Origin of the sequence: Bacillus sp. FSL K6-1000 (assembly GCF_038630785.1) — a bacterium.
Lineage (GTDB): Bacteria > Bacillota > Bacilli > Bacillales > Bacillaceae > Bacillus > Bacillus safensis.
Genome location: NZ_CP152042.1, coordinates 1,800,164 through 1,818,826 on the forward strand (window position 1 = coordinate 1,800,164; position 18,663 = coordinate 1,818,826).

Genomic DNA, 18,663 nt, shown 5'->3' on the forward strand with positions numbered 1-18,663 from the left:
CTCATCGTTATTTGACTAAATATTTACTAAAGATATTTGAAGGATAACATATTAATAAAGCGCTTTCAATTATAGATTTGCGATTTTTATTTTGTTTTTGGGTAAGTTTTGGCGAGTAAATATTGTTTTAGTAAAATTTGAGTAAAAAAGAGGATGGGTTTCATCCTCTCTTTTACTAGCGCGATTCGATTGAAGCTGTTTCTTTTGAAAATATTTGCTTCATTGTTTCCCAAGCAGTGTCGAGTTGTTTATGAAGTCCAAATAAACCTGAGGTGCCGATGATGTAGATCTCATTTCCAGCCTCAGCAAGCAGCCGGAACGTGCTCTCATTACAAGAGCCGTCTACTTCAATTGAAAACGAGTATCCTCCGTGTTTTTTGATATCTTTCACCTGTTTAATTTTCTGAAGCATTTCTTTAATAAATGGCTGTCCGGCAAAGCCTGGATCGATCGTCATGATCGTCACTCGGTCTATTAAATGAATAAAGGACTCTAATGCTGCAACTGGTGTGACGGGGTTTAAAACAAAGCCAACCTCACATTTTCTTTGGTGAATATGCCGTATGATTCGAAAGGCATCTTTCTGCACGACTTCTGGGTGTAAACAAATCATCGTTGCGCCTGCATCAATACATGCATCGATTAAAAATTCCTGGGGGTGTTCAGCCATTAGATGAACATCAATCGGTAAATTTGTCAGTTTCCGAAGCTGTTCAATGAAAAAGGGTGATAACGTCAAATTCTTCACATAATGCCCATCCATCACATCGACATGGTACCGGTCTGCTCTCGTGTTGAGAAGATGAATTTGTTCACGGAAGTGCGTGAGATCCATGCACATCAATGAAGGTGAAAAAGTGGCTGTCAATCTCAGTCTCCTCCTTTTTACAGCTGAAATAAAAACTTGATCAATCCAATTAAGATTCCGATGATACCAAAGTCTGTATCTCCAAACGTTGTCCCTTCAAAGCCGAGGGTTCCGAGCACAGGTAATAAACAAGCAGGTAAAAAGGAAAGAAGCAACCCATTTACAAAGGACCCAGCGACAGCACCTCCTACCCCTCCTGTTGCATTGCCATACACTCCTGCTGTAGCACCGCAAAAAAAGTGCGGGACAAGACCAGGGACAATGACAGTTAAACCAAACAAAGGTAAAAGAAAAATGGATACGATGCCTCCTGCAAAGCTGCATAAAAAACCAATAATGACCGCATTTGGCGCAAATGGAAAAACGGTTGGCGCATCAAGTGCCGGCTTTGCTCCCTTCACGAATCGATCGGCAATCCCCTTGAAAGCAGGCACGATCTCGCCAATGGCCATCCGTACCCCTGCTAAAATAATGTACACACCAGCAGCAAACGTAATCGCCTGAATGAGAATGAAGACAGCGAAGTTCGTGCCCCCGCTAATTTGTTCTATAAAAGGAATTCCTGCAAACGGTGCAATCGCAAAGAACAGCAAAGCCATCGTAATCGAAATGGCAACAGATGTATCTCTTAGAAAACCGAGTGATTTAGGCACTTGAATGGTTTCCGTTGATTTTTCAGGAGAACCAACCCATTTGCCGATCATTCCCGCAGTAAAATAACCGAAAGTACTGAAGTGTCCGAGCGCGAGATCATTGCTTCCGGTGACTTTCCTCGTAAACGGCTGAAGGATTGCGGGTGCAATGACCATAGCTGCCCCTAATATCATTGAGCCAGTGGAGATGAGCAGCCACCCGTGCATACCGGCTGTCGAAAGAACGACGGCGAGCATAGCCGCCATATACAACGTGTGATGCCCAGTCAAAAAGACGTATTTAAAGGGTGTGAATCTTGCAAGTAACAAATTGACCAGCATGCCAAAAATCATAATGAGTGCTGTCTGTGTACCGAATTCCTTTTGAGCAATGGCGGCCATAGCATCTGTATTTGGCACAACCCCTTGAATGTGAAAGGCTGCTTCAAACATCTTTCGAAAAACCCCGAGTGAATCAGAGACGACTGTAGCGCCCGCCCCTAATATTAAAAAGCCCATGGTTGTTTTCAAGGTGCCTGACACAGTATCTGCGGCTGATTTTTTCTGCAAAAGTAAACCGGCTAGAGCAAATAAACCGATGAGAATGGCAGGTGTGCCCAATATATCGTTCATGATCAGTTCTATCATGATGTGAATCCCCCTTTTTCATGACTTAAATGTGTTGACGAAGGACGTCCTTAATGGCTTTCTGGTCTAACAAATTATTTAAGCCAGCCACATTTCTTGTGCCGTCATTCAGCTGGTCAATAATATCAGCTGCGCCGATATAAAGATCTGCTTGTTCATTTTTACTTGTACTGAGATCGGTATGATCCACTTCAGCTATAAGACCTAATTCTTCTAATGCTTTTTTGACATTCATTTCTACAATAAAGCTGCTTCCTAACCCGTTTCCACATACAACTAGAATTTTTTTCATTCTCTTTTTCCCCCTTTATACTTGTGAAAATTGATCAATTAATTCTTGAACCGATGCTAAATCTTCTGCTTCAATCAATTGTTTCGTCCGTTTCTCTTCACTTAACAGCATGGTCAGCTGTTTGAGTGCTTTCAAGTGGCTCATGCTGTCCATAGCGGCTAACACAATGACAAGCCGCACCTGCTTTTTGCCATCCTTTGAAAACGAAATGGGCTGTTTGAATGACATGAGTGTCATGCTCAATTTGTTCACGCCATCCTCGGGCCTTGCATGTGGAATGGCCACTTGTGGTGCAATCACAATATAAGGACCATTTTGATGAACAGACTGAATCATGGCTTCTACATAACTTGTTTCAATGGCATTTTGGTCAAGTAAAGGCTGCGCCGCTTTTGTAATCGCCTCTTGCCATGTGTCTGCTGTTTGGTGGAGCTTGATGGTTTGTTCTGTTAATAAATCGTTTAACACTGGGTTCCACCCTTTCTGATAGGATAGATATGTGGGATGAAGCAGCTCCTGAATGTCACGAAGCAGTGCTTGTTTATTTTGTACGATGGTATGCTGTTGAATGATGTTGAATAAAGCGTTTACATGCTGCTCGTCAACCATCGTTTCTAAGCCTTTCCCGTATTGAAGTAATGTTTTTTTCTCATAGGCAGTTAAAATAGGATGAACGAGATGAACTGGTTTTCCTTTAAACGTAATAGGTGTTGTGGACACAACGAAATCTGCATTAACGGCTGCTAATTCTTCATATGCACGCTTTGATAACAGCCCGCGTACTTCGATGTAGCCGATTAATTCGAGGAGCTGAGTTTTCAGCATGTTACTTGTGCCGATTCCTTCTCCGCAGACAATGTATACAGAACGCTTAACAATTGATGAAATTCCTTCTCTTCTCATCCAGCTGCCAAAATGCATGGTGAGATATGCAACTTCATGGTCACTCAACTTGGAACAGGCCGCCTTTTCTAAATGGCAGGCAACTTTTTGAGTGATTTCAAATACTTCTGGCTGTGCTTTTTTTATAGAATCCGTCAGTTCGTTGATTATACCAATGTGATAGATGAGCCTGTAATAGGCTGGAATTAAATGCATGGTTAAGTTTTGCTCCAATGCTTTTGGTTCTTGAAAGGAAATACAAGCATATCGCTGAAAGTCAAATATCATTTGTCTAGCGATGGTGCGAATGAGATGTTCTTCTGGTTTTTTAATTGATGGAAGTTTTTGTTTTTTGGCACTGAGCCAAAGGGTGCTAAGAAAATAGATCTCATCATCATGAACAAAGAGACTGGCCTCTTTTTGAATCTGCGCCATGAAACGAATAGCCGCCAAGCATTCCTCTGTTTCCTGCAATGTTCGCTTTTCTTCGTTTGAAATGTGTACAGCATACCCTAGCTTCATCCGCTTGAAGTAGAAAAAGAGATCCAAAGAGAGCTGATCCAGCATCTCATCTGCAAATTCAAGCTTAAGTTCTTGTTCTGACTGCTGGAGGAGATGGTGTACCCGTTTGGACGAAATAGGTCCCTTTAACCAAAACGACGGAAACGTTTTTTCGTTTTTTATCATTGTGCGAATGAAATGTATATAAGGTTTGAGTGCCAATCGAATGGCCCTTTCGTCTCCTAAAATCACATAGCCGCTTGCTGCCTGATAGCGGAGTGTGATCTCCTGCTTTGAAAGCGCCTCTTTTAGCTGTTTCATATCCTCGAGCAATGTATTTCGGCTCACCTTTGTCATCTTTATGAAATCATCAATTCTTAGGCAATGCTCGCTGCATGCTATGGATAAAAGCAAGATGGCCCTTCGTTCCTTTTTACATGGTTCATAATCGTGACCAACAAGAATGGTATCAGCTTTTTGAATAATGATTTCTTTTTCCAGAGGATTTAAATAATAGCCAAGTTGACCTTTTCGCTGCACACCACTAAGCTGATGAGTTTCCAGCCAGCTGTTCATTCGTTTGATTTCAGCGTAAACGGTTCGAGTCGAGACTTTCATCCGATTCTGTAAATCTTCTATTGATAGATAAGATGTCGTGTGAAGCAGCATAGATAGTAAAGTCGTGCCCCTTTTGGTTAAGTACAGTTGGAATTCCTCCTTTCTTCTCTTTGCTTATAAGTCTAATCAACTCACATGCATCAAAGAAGTCCAAATGTCTTCAGCACGTGCTGTGCAGCGATTGTGTGTTCTTTTCATAAGAAAAACACACAATTTGAGTGTGCTTTCAGGCAAAGAGTCCTTTGTCTTTTTTTAAGTGTTTGAGGACCAATAAACACAAAAAACCTTGAATGATATAAAGCCATTCAAGGTTTTTTCACTTCTTATCATCTTTTATTTTTCCTATACGTGACGTTTAAAATTATTTTTTGTTTAAACTAAATCCGAAATCCAAATCGTTTTCAAATGAAATACAAATACACCAATCACCTTTTAATGATATAAAGTAGTGGTGCTGTGGGATATTTAAAAAATAGATTAGTAGCTCTTCTAAATGTTTTAATTCAAACTGATACCCAAACTCTGTAAGGTTATCCCCTATGTAAATTACTTGTAAGTGATTATCTAAATATTTGCCTTTTAATTCAGTTATAAATAGAAGAGCATCAGGAAGTAACGATTCATTATTTGAGCTCTTACTATAATGTTTATTGGTTTGTAACCAATCTATTTTTGAACCAGCAAAATCAAATTTTTGTTCTATTAAATCTAAATAAATTTCGGGATTTTTATGTACTTTGACACTTTTAAGAAGGTCTTTTAATTCCAAATCCTTTATTAGTTCTTCATCATAAGAAATCAATAAAATTAACCCCTTTATCTAAAATGTATTTAACTGCCTTCTTGTCAAAATTCATAGGAATCGCTGTTCCATCATTTGTCGCATTCATCATTTCGGCTTACAATGCCATTGTAGTTTGCTGCTCTGTCTCTAACAAAGAATATTCACCTTTTAAATTTTGATCGAGTTCTATTAAATCTTTAACCGTTTCTTCCGCAGCTGAGATCTACAGAAGATGGAAGTAAGATTGGTGGTTCATTGAGATTTGATTCGAAATACGACTCAGCTTCATGTATCTAATATGAGGTCTAACCAGCATTGATTATGGACAATATAGGAGTAGTCTCTCTTGTAAACTTTCCAAGATTTCTACAGGCATTTCCCGGACCTTGATATCATCGCCTAGGAAAAATAGCCAATTTGTTATTTCGGTTATTTCTTCTGAATGATTAACATTGATAAAAGTTTTTAAAATGGCTGTAGTTTGGTAAGGATTCGTATAAGAAATTGACATTTTGAAAGGATGGTATTTTTTGAACTGTGCAATTGCCTTTGGACCAAGTTCAAGGACAAGGTTGATTACTTCCTCCTGCTTACTTAGTTTTTCTAAAATCTTTTTCCTGCTTAATCTATTTTTTGTAGAGCATGGTTTTACATCTGTGAGATTGTCGACAGGCAGAATCCGTTTCTTCTCTTCCTTTACATCAAAGCATTCAATCAACCACAGGCTTTTTTCACGATAAAGGTTCAAAAGGTAAATAGGATAGGACTTGATCACTTTCTCCTCTCTCATGGTAATCAGTAAATATCGATCCAAAATAAGCAATTGGATTAATTTTTCTAACATGGGGTGAGGGAGATCGGACAAATCAAGCAGATCAGGATTATTCGGGTTGGCCCCTTCAAATAGCATGAGGCGATTTAACAGAACAAGGTCATCTTGCTGGGTTTCAGAGATGAGTCCTAGTAATTTTTCAGCTAAAGACTGGCGACTCTTTAAATAAGGGAGTTGTTGGTTTCTCGTGGCCATAAAGGCAATAAAAAGAGCTTTAATCTCATTATCGGTAAAACGGACAGTTGGCAGGACAGAATTGTTCATTACAAAATATCCTCCGTCCCTTCCTACTTCTGCGACAAGTGGCATCCCCATAGCTTCAATTTCTCTGATGTCTCTAATTGCTGTCGAACGAGAGATATGAAATTCTCTCATGATTTCAGTAATTGTAAAGTTGGAGCGGTTGTTAATATACCGCATGATGGTATTAATCCGTTCAACTTTTTTCATCTGGTCCTCCTAAACAGTATCATTTTTTGACATGGTTTAAGCCTATTATATATTTATCAAGTGAAAAAAACATTTGATCAATTCACCAAAAGGAAGTGTTGAATATGGCAGAGTATATACTAGAAGAAAAAGACAGCTTTCACGTGTTAGGTATTGGAACTGAACTTAAGAGTCATTACACAGACTATGCGGGCATAACGAAGGAAAAAGCAGACTTTTGGCAAGCAGTCAACCAAGAAGGTAAGCTTGACAGCTTAAAAGCCATTGCCACAAATGACTATATTTTTATCGTAAACGAATCGGTAAATAACAAGCTGATGCATTATGTAGGGGTTATGACAGAGGAATCGTTACCAGAAGCGGACAGAGTAATTCAATTTCCTAAAGGGGAATATCTAATCGTTAAAGGGGAAGCTAAAACCGCTGATGAATTGCATCAAACGCTTACTGGTATTGCATTTGGTCAAGTCTTGCCTGAAGCAAAGAATTTTGCCTATGTTGGTGGACCAAATGCAGTGGTAGAAATGGGACAGCGAAACGACTTATTACTTGGTGAGATGTGGATTCCTGTTGTACGGAAATAACAAGGATATGGAGGGATAGAAATGGCTTATATCGTTGATTTTAAACATGTGTCTACGATTGGTTTAGAGTCTTCACCTGTAGCAGAAGCACTTGCTGGCTTACGAGCGAATGAGGCTCGTTACTTTATGAACAAATATAAGCATGAATTTACAGTATTACCTGCCAGCGATAGTCAGGAGACCCTTGATTATGTAAACCGAGTGTTAAAAGAAGAACGTGAACTAGAGTTTGCAGCCAAACCTTTAGAAACGGCAAGTTTTCAAGTGGAAAATATCAAATGGACCTACGTCTTTTATGAGGATGGTCTTGCAATTAACGTCCTGTATACAGTGGATGACCCGAAAAAACGTGCTGTTGGTTTTAAGCTTTCTGAAGGGATGGAAGTACTAAAGGAATTAGAAGGAAAATTTAAATTTGCTAGGCAGAAGTCTAAACTAGCTGGAACGATTCGTGGGTCATTCTTTAAAATTAAAGGGGAATATTGAGTTGAGAAACCCTTTCTTCACTCGAATTTGTGAAACTAATTGAACAAATAAATTAAAATAATTTCCACCTTCTAAACAGAGCAGCATTCTCTATGCATTATTAGAGGATGTTTTTCTGTTTATTGTACCAACCTTATTTTCTTATGAAGAAGTTCGCCGTCAAAGCGATTAGTCTGCTATTTCACTGTTTAACATCTATACTTTTTTCAGATCTATATTCAAAGAAAATGAGGTGAAGTATCCCTCATTAAAAAACACTCACCATAAAAGCTGTGAGTGCCTAGTTTTGCTTGTCTCTATCATACGATGACCCACTCAGGAAAAAAGATCCCCATTTTATCGGTATGAAGGCCAATAAACACAAAAACCTTGAAAGGCATATAGCCAGTCAAGGTATGATAACAATAACATTATATTTAGAAGTATCAACTACTTCACCTACTGATTTATCTGAGAGAATATCATATTTGTTTTATATTTCTTTCTAATACAATAAGGCTATTTTAAAGTAACTCCACTCCAACTTGTTTATAAAATTTAACTTTTAGCCTCTCTTCTTCGCCCACGTTCATTACCATAGCTTTGTCATCTTTTTTTATACTTGTTACATTATTAAAATCACCTGAAAATACTATAGAATCATTAAATGTAATACTTAGACTACTCGTTTGCTTATATACATCTAAAGTTAAAATCACCTTGAAATTTTGGTCATCTTTGTAAGTATAAATTAATTCTCCATCATCTATATTGCCTGTTATACTCACCGGCTCACTTTGAAAAAGTTCTAATAGATCATATTCATCATACTTGATAAACATTCGTATTCATCCTTTTATTAATTATTTTGGTATAACTGTGATAACATCGCCTGCTTCATTTATAATTACTTTGACATCCCGAGTTTCATGAACAAACGTTCCACTTCTATTACCAGGTATCTTTTTCGTATTCATTATAGCGTCTTCAATAACTGAAGGTGGAATATTTCTTGGATCAACATATTTTTTGATGAAATCACTAAATTCTTTTGTTTGTGGTTTAAATCCTAATTCTTCAGCTTTTTTAATTGCTCTACTTGTTAAAGTAGCTTTTACTTCAGGAGTATCAGGTGCCATTCTTTCCAAAGCATGGTGAGAATACATTCTTCCATTTATTTTCCCTCCGCCTTTTGACATATTCCAACCAATTTCACCCGTACCCTTAACCCCCATTTTACCATGAAACCCTTTCGCTCCAAACGGCAAAAGCATTCCAAGCGCCGCATTCATACTCGCTTCCTGCTGTTCTTTCGAGACCTTATTTCCAAACATATCGCGGCCTGTGATTGCTTCGCTGAAGCCGTTGGTCGCGGTGAGACCATATAAACCTTTTTGAGATGTTTTCAGGGCGTCAAAGGATTTTTGTGATGTCTTGTAGATGTCGACTGCTCTGACTGCGGCTGATGTGGCTTGGGTGGTTTTATAGACAGCCTTTCCGCCTTTGAAAATGCGTCCTGCCCAGCCAACGATTGGGATGTAACCGGCTGCTGCCATGCCTCCTGCCGCGACTCGCTGACCTGCGGTGAGTTCCTCGCCTGTGATCGGATCAACACCTGTTGCGGCACGTTTTGCATCGTTCACACCTGTCAGTTCATTGACGATATTTCCACCGTAATCGAGCGCTTTTTCATACCAAGGACGGTTGGCGAGGGCTTCTTGTTCTTTTGCGATCTCTCGGGCTTCTTCTTGTTCTTTTTTGATTTTCAGATATTCAGAAGTTTGCTTTTCAATATCGCTTTTTGCCTTGTAGATTTCGCTATTGTGATACGCTTTCTTGTCAAAATTCATAGGCGAAATCGCTTTTCCATCATTTGTCGCATTCATCATTTCAGCGTACAATGCCATTGTAGCTTGCTGCTCTGTCTCTGACAAAGCATATTCATCTTTTAAATTTTGATCAAGCTCTCTTAAATCTTTGACTGTCTTTTTTCGTTCATCTTCCGCATCTTCTATTTTTTCATCAAAGGTTTGACTATCAAATACTTCTAGAGAAATGAGATCATCAATGTCTTGAAAAATCGTTTTGAGTGCCTTTTTTTGATCCTTTACAATGCTTTTGGCATTCTTGATGCCCATATGTACTGCGTTGTCTAAAAAGTGTTCCTCTACAAAGGTATCGCCGCCAAAGCTCGTATCATCAAGTGTCCCAGAAACACCTTCATGAAAGGCTTTTTGCTTATCAATGAAGCTGATAAACATGTCTACATTTCCGGAGAGCTCTTTATAAAAGCTTTTAATGTTATCGGCACCTTTCCCAGTAAAATCATCACCGAGGTTAGCAACACCTTGTAATGCCTTTTTTAAATCTACCATTTGTTCACGGAGTTCCTGATAGTGTTTTGCCCTTGTGTCCATGGCACTTGTTAGTGCTTTTGCATCAAGTATCTTGCCCAGAAGAATTCACTCCCTCCCATTCTTTGACAAGGCCAATTTTACCAATACAAAGTTTATCATTAAATAGGCATTAAGATACAAAAACAATACTGATTATGTAAATGAACATTGTTTCAATTGAAAAGCAAACTATAGAATTCATTAGCTCCACTTTTGTCATAACAATTATAATGTAGTTTTTAGAACAATCTTTTAAATAGAACATTTTTTTGAGCTACTCCATTATAAAAAAGAGTTATAGAGCACTTTTATGGTAAGGAAGATGTCACTAGTCGAGGCAATCCCTACATGAATTAGGAATGCACTTAGAAAAAGCACACCCGCATTAGTGTATTTTTTACGATTTAGACTTAAGCAATTGAAGTTCTTGCTCCATGATATCTGCTGCTTCAGTTATAAATTGAATAATTAAGTCTAATTCTTCTGGTTTGTATTCATTTGTGAGTTCCTTCGTTGATGTTGATAAGGATCGAAAGAGTTCTTTCACCTGTGATTTCCCTGCCGTTAATGGAACGATGATAACTCTTCGTTTGTCTTTTGGGTCCTTTGCTCTTTTGGCGTAGCCCGCTTTTTCAAGCCGGTCAATGAGAGCTGTGACTGCACCAGAGCTAAGACCTGTTTTTTCACTTAGTTCTCCTGCTGTAAGGGGGCCGAGTTCATTTAATAAATCAGCTGATTTGAGATCTGTTGGAAAAAGGCCTAGTGATTGGGCGGCCGCTTGGTGGAATAAAACGGTTCGTGTGGCGAGGCGCCTCATTGTATGGATGATCTGGGTTGCTCTGTCTTCAGCCTCGTTCTTTATTGACAACTTGTTCTCCTCCCTTTAAAATCAATTTATCTTGATCATCAAGATAAATGTTCTCTTACTTTATGGTTAAGTTGATCATAGCAAAAATAATGAGAGAACGTAAGCAGGAGGTAAATGAAATGAATCATGTGGATAAAGGCAAGGCATCCACTCGCTTTGTTGTCATCGGTTTGCTGTTAGGGATTTTTATGGCAGCGATGGACAATACCATTGTTGCAACAGCGATGGGAAGTATCGTAGCAGATTTGGGCAGTTTTGATAAATTTGCTTGGGTGACGGCTTCTTATATGGTGGCAGTAATGGCTGGAATGCCGATTTACGGAAAGCTTTCTGATATGTATGGTCGAAAGCGTTTTTTTCTGTTTGGACTTATTTTCTTTTTAATTGGATCAGCGCTGTGCGGTATCGCACAAACGATGGATCAGCTCATTATTTACCGAGCCATTCAAGGGCTTGGAGGCGGTGCACTTCTTCCGATCGCATTTACGATTATCTTTGACATCTTCCCCCCTGAAAAGCGCGGAAAAATGTCTGGTATGTTTGGCGCAGTCTTTGGTTTATCAAGTGTACTCGGACCGCTCTTAGGTGCTATTATTACGGATTCGATCGGCTGGCATTGGGTTTTTTATATTAACGTGCCAATCGGTATTGTCAGTGTCTTCTTGATCGCCAGATACTATCAGGAATCGCTTGAACATCGTAAGCAGAAAATCGACTGGTCAGGTGCTATTACGCTTGTCGTTGCGGTTGTCAGCTTAATGTTCGCCCTTGAGCTTGGCGGTAAATCTTATGCTTGGGATTCGGTGCAAATCCTCACACTTTTTGCTGTGTTTCTTGTGTTCGGTACGATCTTCTTTATTGTTGAGCGTAAAGCTGAGGAACCGATTATCTCATTTTGGATGTTTAAAAATCGATTATTTGCGACATCTCAAATTTTGGCGTTTTTATATGGTGGGACATTCATTATTCTTGCTGTCTTTATTCCTATTTTCGTGCAGGCGGTGTACGGTGAATCTGCGACAAGTGCAGGGTTTATTTTAACACCGATGATGATTGGATCAGTCATTGGCAGTATGATTGGCGGAACGATGCAGACGAAAGTGCCTTTCAGACGTCTTATGACCATCTCTGTCATTTCATTTTTCGCTGGGATGCTGTTGCTTGCCAATATGTCACCAGATACAGCAAGACTGTGGCTCACACTCTTTATGATGATATCAGGCTTTGGGGTAGGGTTCAGCTTCTCCCTTCTGCCGTCAGCTTCAATGAATGATCTTGAGCCGCGCTACCGAGGCAGTGCAAACTCGACCAATTCTTTTATGAGATCACTTGGGATGACACTCGGTGTCACGATTTTCGGGACAATTCAAACCAATGTGCTGACAAATCGTTTAGCTGATGCCTTTAGTGGAATGAAAGGAGCCCCTTCTCAAATAGGCGATCCACAGGCTATTTTCCAAGAAGGTGCCCGCTCACAAATTCCGACTGATATTTTAAATAAAGTCATCGATGCAATGTCACAAAGTATTACGTATGTATTTTTGCTTGCTTTATTCCCGATTGCACTTGCGGCGATTACAGTCATATTTATGGGAAATGCACGAGTACGTACATCAAATGAAATGAAAGAAAACGAATAATGTAAAAAAGCAGAGCAATTGCAGCTCTGCTTTTTTTCTTATTGATATAGCGGATGGGCTTTGCCCTCACTGCCAACGATTCGTATTTTCGATTGGACCATGTCTTTTGCTGCTTGTTTTGCTTTTTGTAAATACATACGCGGATCTAAGCTTTCAGGTTCATTTGAGAAATGATCACGTATGGCCTCGGAGTATGCATTTTTCAATTCAGTTGAGACATTCACCTTTGCCATACCAAGTGCAACGCATCGCTTCACATCCTCATCCGGTACAGCAGAACCACCGTGGAGAACAAGTGGTACATCGACCAGGTCCGCAATTTGTTCAATGCGGGCAAAGTCTATATCCGGCACCCCTTTATAAATGCCATGGGCAGTACCAATCGCAGGTGCTAAAGTGGGCACCCCAGTTTCTTCTACAAATTGGCGGCATTCTGATGGAACGGCTTTTTCAGCATCCTTTTCATCAACGACGATATCATCTTCGACACCACCTACCTTGCCTAATTCTGCTTCAACGTTCACCCCTACTTTTAATGCGAGGTCCACAACTTCTTTTGTACGGCGAACATTTTCTTCATATGAGTGCATAGATGCATCGATCATAACGGATGTATATCCGGCCCTGATACAGGTGAGAATCACATCAAAGTCTGTGCAATGATCGAGGTGAAGACCAATTGGGATTTGATATTGATCAGCCGCCGCCTTCACTGTATCTGCAATCGCTTTTGCTCCAAGAGATTGAACCGTTCCAACCGTTGTTTGCAATATCACAGGTGACTTTAATTCTGCTGCCGTTTCGAGTACCCAATAGATACTGTCAAAGGAGTGTACATTGAATGCCACAATTCCGTATTTTTCTTTTTTCGCAGCCTCAAGCATTGGTGTTGTTGAAAGTAAAGGCATGATCAAACATCCTCTCTCGTTAAAATATCCGTTTCTAATACAGCCAGCATGTCTTCATTTGTTCTTGTTTCCAGCAGTTTTTGACGTTTCGTTTCATCCATTAAGCCTCGTGAAAGGGCAGAAAGAGCCTTTAAATGAGTCGTACCTGCTTCACTTTTAGGAATCAATAAGGATAAGAAGAAAAAGCAAGGCTTCCCATCAAAAGCGTCCCATTCAATGCCTGTTTCCGTGCGGACGATCACAAGTGCTGGTTTCGTGATGGCTTCTGTTTGTGTATGCGGAATGGCAAATCCATCTTGAAAACCGGTTGTACTCAGAGCTTCTCTTTCCGCTAAGCCTTTTTTGACTTCCTCTGGTGAGGTGCAAATACCTGCTTTGTAGGCAATGTCAGCAATGGCTGCGAACACGCCAGCCTGTGAAGAAGCTGTTTCGTGAAGATTCATATAGATATGTTCCATTATTTCTCTTCCTCCCTCTTAAACTGCGGGTTTGTCTATTTTTTTACGGTAAAGTCCGTATAGAATCGCACCTACAATTGATCCGATTAGTATGGAAAGCACCCATTGGAATGCACCTGTGACAACTGGAAGGACAAGGAATCCACCATGCGGAGCTGGAACCTGTACGCCAAACAAATATGTCAATATAGCAGAGATGGCGGAACCAAACATGATAATTGGCAGGACAACGACTGGGTTTTTTGCCGCAAATGGGATGGCTCCTTCTGTAATATGTGTCGCCCCCAGAATATAGTTGATTGCCCCAGCATTTCGTTCTTGTGGCGTGAAATGTTTTCGGAAAATGGTTGTAGCAATCGCAATGATAAGTGGTGGTGTGATACATGCTGCAGACACACCTGCCATAAAGTAAAGGTTGCCTTGTGCAAGTAAAGCCGTTCCTGTAACATAGGCTGCTTTGTTAAATGGTCCGCCCATATCAAATCCACACATTGCTCCCACAATTAAGCCTAAAAGCAGCGGATTTGTGGATTGTACAGATGAGAGAAAATCCATTAAGGAATTATTTAACCCTGTGATGGGAACCAATAGCGGGGTCATGACAGCCCCAATTAAGAAAATACCGATGACAGGATAGATGAAGATCGATTTTAATCCATCAAGCGATGCTGGTAATTTTTGAAGCAAGAATTGAAGCAATAAAATGATATATCCTGCTGCAAAACCTGCGATAATACCGCCTAAGAATCCAGCACCTCCATCATTTGCAAGGAGCCCTCCTATAAAACCGACGACCATCCCTGGGCGTCTTGCGATCGAATCAGCGATAAATGCTGCTAAAATTGGTACCATTAAGCTGAAGCCAAGTCCGCCAATGCTTTTCAAATAGGCGGCAAACGGATGATACGTTTCGTGCTGAGGATCAGCAGAGTAGATTCCGAATAGGAAGGAAATAGCTATTAAGACCCCGCCTCCAACAACAAATGGCAGCATGTGTGATACACCGTTCATTAAGTGCTTATAAATAGTGTGTATCCATTTATTTGCCGACTTTTGTTGAGAGGATGAAGGAGCAGATGGTTTCTCTGTTCCAGAAGCTCTTCCTTTCACTTGATGAACGGGAGCATCTCCATTGATAATGCTCTGAATCAGCTCAGTCGGCGTGCGAATGCCTTTGGCTACAGGCACTTCAATCAGTGGCTTGCCGTGAAAACGGTCTGTATGCACATCTTTGTCGGCTGCCACAATGACTCCATCTGCTTCCATAATGTCTTGATCAGTTAAAGCGTTTTCAATTCCTACTTGACCATGCGTTTCGACTTTGATGTCGACCCCTAGTTGCTCAGCAGCGATTTTTAATGCTTCAGCTGCCATAAATGTGTGTGCAATGCCTGTTGGACAGCCGGTTGCAGCGACAATTTTTTTACGGCTCATGTGTATTCCCCCTTATATTTTCTGTATGTGTACTTGCTCAATCAATGAATCAATGTCATGTAAATCACTTAAGCCTTTCGAAAATGCGGTAGAGGCTCCTGTTGCAATGCCGTATCGTAAGCATTCTTCAGGTGAATGTCCTTCAAGCTGTTTACTAAGAAAAGCTGCAAGCATCGCATCTCCAGAGCAAGCTGTATTTACTACAATGCCTGTCGGTGCGTTTCCTTTTAAGACGGCGTTTTTCGTAATGAACAAAGCCCCTTCTCCCCCGCGGGAAATAAGCACTTGCTCTGCACCCATCTCAATAAGCTTTTCTCCTGATTGAATGAGTTCTTTTTCTGACAGAGGATGTGTTTTGCCGAAAAAAGCAGCAATTTCTTCTTCATTTGGTTTTAATAAATACGGCTTGTATTGAAGCGTCTCAAGAACCGCTGCAGAGCTTGTGTCTAAAATGAACTTGACCTTCTGTTGATGGCAAATAGCTGCTACTTCTGAAAAAATGCTGGCAGGAACGCCCTTTGGCAAACTGCCTGACATGATAAGGATGCCCCCCTGCGGGATAGCTGCAATTTTCTCACGAAAGGCGTGAAGCGCTTTTTCTTCAATCGCAGGGCCCTGGTTCACGAGCTTGTATTCTTCTGTCGTATTGATAAAAACATTAATGCGTGTAATTCCTTCTACCGAGATAAAATCGGTCTGAATGGAAAGATCCTTTAAGGATTGTTCAATATAAGAGCCTGAAAATCCAGCGATAAATCCTAATGCGGTGCTGGTGAAGCCATATTTCTTTAGCATAATCGACACGTTCACGCCTTTTCCATTCGGCTGATAATCTTCATCTTCCGTACGATTGACTGCATTTGCCCGCATTTCTTTTAATGCAATATATAGGTCAATAGCAGGATTTAAGGTGCAGGTATAAATCAATTGGTTTCACCTTCTTTCTTTTCTCTAAAGAAAGTATCTCATACGATTCAGTGAAAATGTTTTCAGAATGTGTAAAGGTTTTCATGAGAAAAAGCCTTCCAGATCAAAGTCTCGAAGGCTTTCTTATTTGTTATTTCATTCGGATCACATAGGCATCGAGTAAAATGCGGGCAATGACATGGAGAGATAGGCGGGATCTGACTTCATAATCTGGGAAGAAAGATTGTTCCCCTTTATATCCGACTAGTGTCATATCTGATATTTTGCTTAATGTAGAATCTATTCTTGTCGTGACTGTAATAGTTGTCACTTGCTTCATGCTGAGATTTTGACACGCTTCAACGAGCTCAGACGTTTCGCCATTTAATGAAACAAAGATGGCAAGCTCACTTTTTTCAATGTCTCGCGATTTCAGCCGAATGATATTCGGATCGTCGTGTACTTCACATGTTTTCCCGATGAGCTGTAATTTGATGGTCATCTCTTTGGCGATCATTTCTGAGAAGCCTCTGCCGAAAATATAAATTTTGTCTGCATTATGTATTTTTTGAACGGCATCTTCAATTTGTCCAATACTTTGCAGCTGGATCGTCTTTAAAACCTCTTCTTCATTTTTCCGAATCGCTAGTTTGATGTCTTCATCAATATTCTTGAGCTGGTCGCTTGCATCTGTCATTTTCTTTTCTTGTTTCAATCGATATTTAAAGGACGTATAGCCATTATAACCAATTTTTTTCATCAGTCTGACAATTGTGGCTGTTGATACATTGGCTCTTTCGCTTAAAGTGACAATGGATAAGGTGGAGATATCCTCTAAATGCTGGTGAATATAATTGAGTAAATAACGTTCTGTTTCACTTAACGTTTGATATACATCGCTTGGGATGTTAAATAATGATTCGTTCAATTCGATTCCCCCCTACTCATTTCATACTATAATTAAATGCCCAATAAAAACAAGATGATTCTTTTGTCATGTATTTAGGTGAAAGGCGAAAATGAGTGAAATTTTATTTTTGACATAAACTAAGGAAAAGTTGTGTCTATGTGAAAGGAGCTGATCCGTATGCTTCATCTTTTGTTTTATCTGATCCTTCTCTATGTCGTTTATGTCTTTTTGACCGCATTTGTTTTGTTTTATTTACCGATCCAAAAAACGTGCAAAGAACATTGTATCTATAAAGCCTCTTCCATCTCAGGAGACGATCAGGGCACAAATCAAGTGATGCTTCTTGACGATGGATTTGAGTCTGGCCAGGCCAGAATTCAAATGATTCGTGAGGCGAAGAAAATGATTCGCCTTAGTTATTATTCCATTCAAAAGGGAAAAACAGCCGAATGGGTACTAGGTGCTTTAATTGAAGCAGCTGATCGAGGGGTAAAGGTTCAGCTGCTTTTAGACGGCATCTGCCACAGTTTGCGTGGACCGCTGAAGCATTTACAGTATGCCGTGGCTAATCACCCGAACATGGCCATTCGTTTTTATGAGCCCTTTCGGTTATTTAAGCCATGGACGTGGCATAACCGCCTTCATGATAAGCTGCTGCTGGCAGATGGCCGAGTGGCTGTGATGGGCGGAAGAAATATAGGTGATAAATACTTTGCAGATCAGCCTCCGAAAGATTTTGCATTTGACCGCGATGTGCTGCTTTATAACGACAAAAAAGGAAAAGTATTAGATGAAATGGAGCAATACTTCGTTTATTTATGGAATCATGACTTTACGAAAAGAACAAATGCTGTGTTCTCCAAACAAAAAGCAAAAAAAGGCTTAAAACTAAGAAAGAAATTGCTTAGATCCTATTGGGAGGCAGTGCGTACGAAAGAACCTTTTGTGATGTCGTCCTTTAATTGGGCAGCAGACGGCACTTCAGTGAAACAGATTGCATTTTTTACAAATCCTGTGGAGCGCTTCAATAAGCGTCCTCTTGTGCTCAAAAAACTAAACGATCTTGCTCACCGAGCAAAGCGTTCTGTGCTCATACAGACGCCTTATATTATCCCGACACGACCCATGAAAGACGGCCTCACTCCATTAGCTAGCGAGATTCAAACGACAGTTGTCACGAATTCCCTTACAGCGACGCCAAATCCGTTAGCTTTTGCAGGATATTTAAGCACGAAAAAGGAACTGATGAAAACAGGTGTTCATTTATATGAATATGAAGGTCCATATTCTATTCACGCGAAATCAATGGTGATTGATGATTATTTAAGTATCATCGGGACATATAATTTAGATGCGAGGTCTAGTTTTTTAAATACAGAGTCGATTTTGGTCATTGATAGTGCCCCGTTTGCGCTATCACTTACTCAGGCAATCGAACGTAAAATGGCCTATAGTATTCTCGTCGCAAAGGACAAAGCAGCCTATAAAGCGGGGGCCTATGGGCAGAAAAAAAAGCCTTTGATGAAAAGGCTCCTTTTAAATGGTTTATCCGCGATAACCGTTTTATGGCGGCGGTTGATCTAAAGG

Annotated in this window: 18 protein-coding genes and 1 pseudogene; 4 read left to right on the plus strand and 15 right to left on the minus strand. The window is 40.1% G+C overall.

What is annotated here, in order from left to right; all coding sequences use genetic code 11:
- Positions 1-175: 175 nt before the first annotated feature.
- The 7 genes and pseudogenes from alsE to MHI46_RS09175 all read right to left on the minus strand — a co-directional run bounded on the left by alsE (position 176) and on the right by MHI46_RS09175 (position 6,507).
- Positions 176-868, minus strand: a complete 693-nt coding sequence (alsE, locus tag MHI46_RS09145) for a D-allulose 6-phosphate 3-epimerase (RefSeq protein WP_039179037.1) — start codon at positions 866-868, stop codon at positions 176-178.
- A 17-nt stretch (positions 869-885) separates the two neighbouring features.
- Positions 886-2,148 (minus strand): PTS ascorbate transporter subunit IIC, encoded by a 1,263-nt coding sequence (locus tag MHI46_RS09150; RefSeq protein WP_144490452.1) that lies wholly within the window; start codon positions 2,146-2,148, stop codon positions 886-888.
- Positions 2,149-2,173: 25 nt separating this feature from the next.
- On the minus strand, positions 2,174-2,440 hold the full coding sequence (locus MHI46_RS09155) for a PTS sugar transporter subunit IIB (protein ID WP_047203175.1): 267 nt from the start codon (positions 2,438-2,440) through the stop codon (positions 2,174-2,176).
- Positions 2,441-2,455: 15 nt separating this feature from the next.
- Positions 2,456-4,528: a BglG family transcription antiterminator gene (locus MHI46_RS09160; protein ID WP_342503250.1), complete on the minus strand. Its 2,073-nt coding sequence runs from the start codon at positions 4,526-4,528 to the stop codon at positions 2,456-2,458.
- 274 nt (positions 4,529-4,802) lie between these two features.
- The gene (locus tag MHI46_RS09165; RefSeq protein ID WP_064498538.1) at positions 4,803-5,243 is read right to left on the minus strand and encodes a hypothetical protein; all 441 of its coding nucleotides are present in this window, start codon (positions 5,241-5,243) and stop codon (positions 4,803-4,805) included.
- Between the two features lie 28 nt (positions 5,244-5,271).
- Positions 5,272-5,433: pseudogene (locus MHI46_RS09170) on the minus strand (T7SS effector LXG polymorphic toxin); the annotation flags it as partial.
- A gap of 111 nt (positions 5,434-5,544) precedes the next feature.
- The gene (locus tag MHI46_RS09175; protein ID WP_059375278.1) at positions 5,545-6,507 is read right to left on the minus strand and encodes an HTH domain-containing protein; all 963 of its coding nucleotides are present in this window, start codon (positions 6,505-6,507) and stop codon (positions 5,545-5,547) included.
- Positions 6,508-6,611: 104 nt separating this feature from the next.
- Between MHI46_RS09175 and MHI46_RS09180 the strand changes: the two genes are divergently transcribed.
- Both MHI46_RS09180 and MHI46_RS09185 read left to right on the plus strand, forming a co-directional pair.
- Positions 6,612-7,091, plus strand: a complete 480-nt coding sequence (locus MHI46_RS09180; RefSeq protein WP_059375282.1) for a GyrI-like domain-containing protein — start codon at positions 6,612-6,614, stop codon at positions 7,089-7,091.
- 21 nt (positions 7,092-7,112) lie between these two features.
- Positions 7,113-7,577, plus strand: a complete 465-nt coding sequence (locus tag MHI46_RS09185) for a phage tail protein (RefSeq protein WP_342503230.1) — start codon at positions 7,113-7,115, stop codon at positions 7,575-7,577.
- 503 nt (positions 7,578-8,080) lie between these two features.
- On the opposite strand, the gene MHI46_RS09190 is transcribed toward MHI46_RS09185, so the two are convergent.
- From MHI46_RS09190 to MHI46_RS09200, 3 genes are all read right to left on the minus strand, one after another.
- On the minus strand, positions 8,081-8,398 hold the full coding sequence (locus MHI46_RS09190) for a hypothetical protein (protein ID WP_342503231.1): 318 nt from the start codon (positions 8,396-8,398) through the stop codon (positions 8,081-8,083).
- A gap of 21 nt (positions 8,399-8,419) precedes the next feature.
- Positions 8,420-10,012 (minus strand): T7SS effector LXG polymorphic toxin, encoded by a 1,593-nt coding sequence (locus MHI46_RS09195; protein WP_342503251.1) that lies wholly within the window; start codon positions 10,010-10,012, stop codon positions 8,420-8,422.
- Between the two features lie 337 nt (positions 10,013-10,349).
- Positions 10,350-10,769, minus strand: coding sequence for a MarR family transcriptional regulator (locus MHI46_RS09200; protein ID WP_059377412.1), 420 nt, complete (start codon positions 10,767-10,769; stop codon positions 10,350-10,352).
- Positions 10,770-10,939: 170 nt separating this feature from the next.
- Here MHI46_RS09200 and MHI46_RS09205 point away from each other — a divergent pair, with 170 nt between their 5' ends.
- Positions 10,940-12,460 (plus strand): MDR family MFS transporter, encoded by a 1,521-nt coding sequence (locus tag MHI46_RS09205; RefSeq protein WP_059377354.1) that lies wholly within the window; start codon positions 10,940-10,942, stop codon positions 12,458-12,460.
- A gap of 38 nt (positions 12,461-12,498) precedes the next feature.
- On the opposite strand, the gene MHI46_RS09210 is transcribed toward MHI46_RS09205, so the two are convergent.
- The 5 genes from MHI46_RS09210 to MHI46_RS09230 all read right to left on the minus strand — a co-directional run bounded on the left by MHI46_RS09210 (position 12,499) and on the right by MHI46_RS09230 (position 17,094).
- Positions 12,499-13,368 carry a class II fructose-bisphosphate aldolase gene (locus MHI46_RS09210; protein WP_047203423.1) on the minus strand — a complete coding sequence of 290 codons (870 nt, stop codon included), beginning with the start codon at positions 13,366-13,368 and terminating at the stop codon, positions 12,499-12,501.
- Between the two features lie 2 nt (positions 13,369-13,370).
- Complete coding sequence (locus MHI46_RS09215; protein WP_039179076.1) at positions 13,371-13,829, minus strand: fructose PTS transporter subunit IIA; 459 nt, start codon at positions 13,827-13,829, stop codon at positions 13,371-13,373.
- A 15-nt stretch (positions 13,830-13,844) separates the two neighbouring features.
- Positions 13,845-15,260 (minus strand): PTS fructose transporter subunit IIBC, encoded by a 1,416-nt coding sequence (locus MHI46_RS09220; protein WP_039179080.1) that lies wholly within the window; start codon positions 15,258-15,260, stop codon positions 13,845-13,847.
- Between the two features lie 12 nt (positions 15,261-15,272).
- Positions 15,273-16,187 (minus strand): 1-phosphofructokinase, encoded by a 915-nt coding sequence (gene pfkB / locus MHI46_RS09225; protein ID WP_144464620.1) that lies wholly within the window; start codon positions 16,185-16,187, stop codon positions 15,273-15,275.
- Between the two features lie 130 nt (positions 16,188-16,317).
- Positions 16,318-17,094 (minus strand): MurR/RpiR family transcriptional regulator, encoded by a 777-nt coding sequence (locus MHI46_RS09230; RefSeq protein WP_059377363.1) that lies wholly within the window; start codon positions 17,092-17,094, stop codon positions 16,318-16,320.
- Between the two features lie 159 nt (positions 17,095-17,253).
- On the opposite strand from MHI46_RS09230, the gene MHI46_RS09235 reads away from it, so the two are divergent.
- Positions 17,254-18,660 (plus strand): phospholipase D family protein, encoded by a 1,407-nt coding sequence (locus MHI46_RS09235; protein WP_041085410.1) that lies wholly within the window; start codon positions 17,254-17,256, stop codon positions 18,658-18,660.
- Positions 18,661-18,663 lie beyond the last annotated feature (3 nt).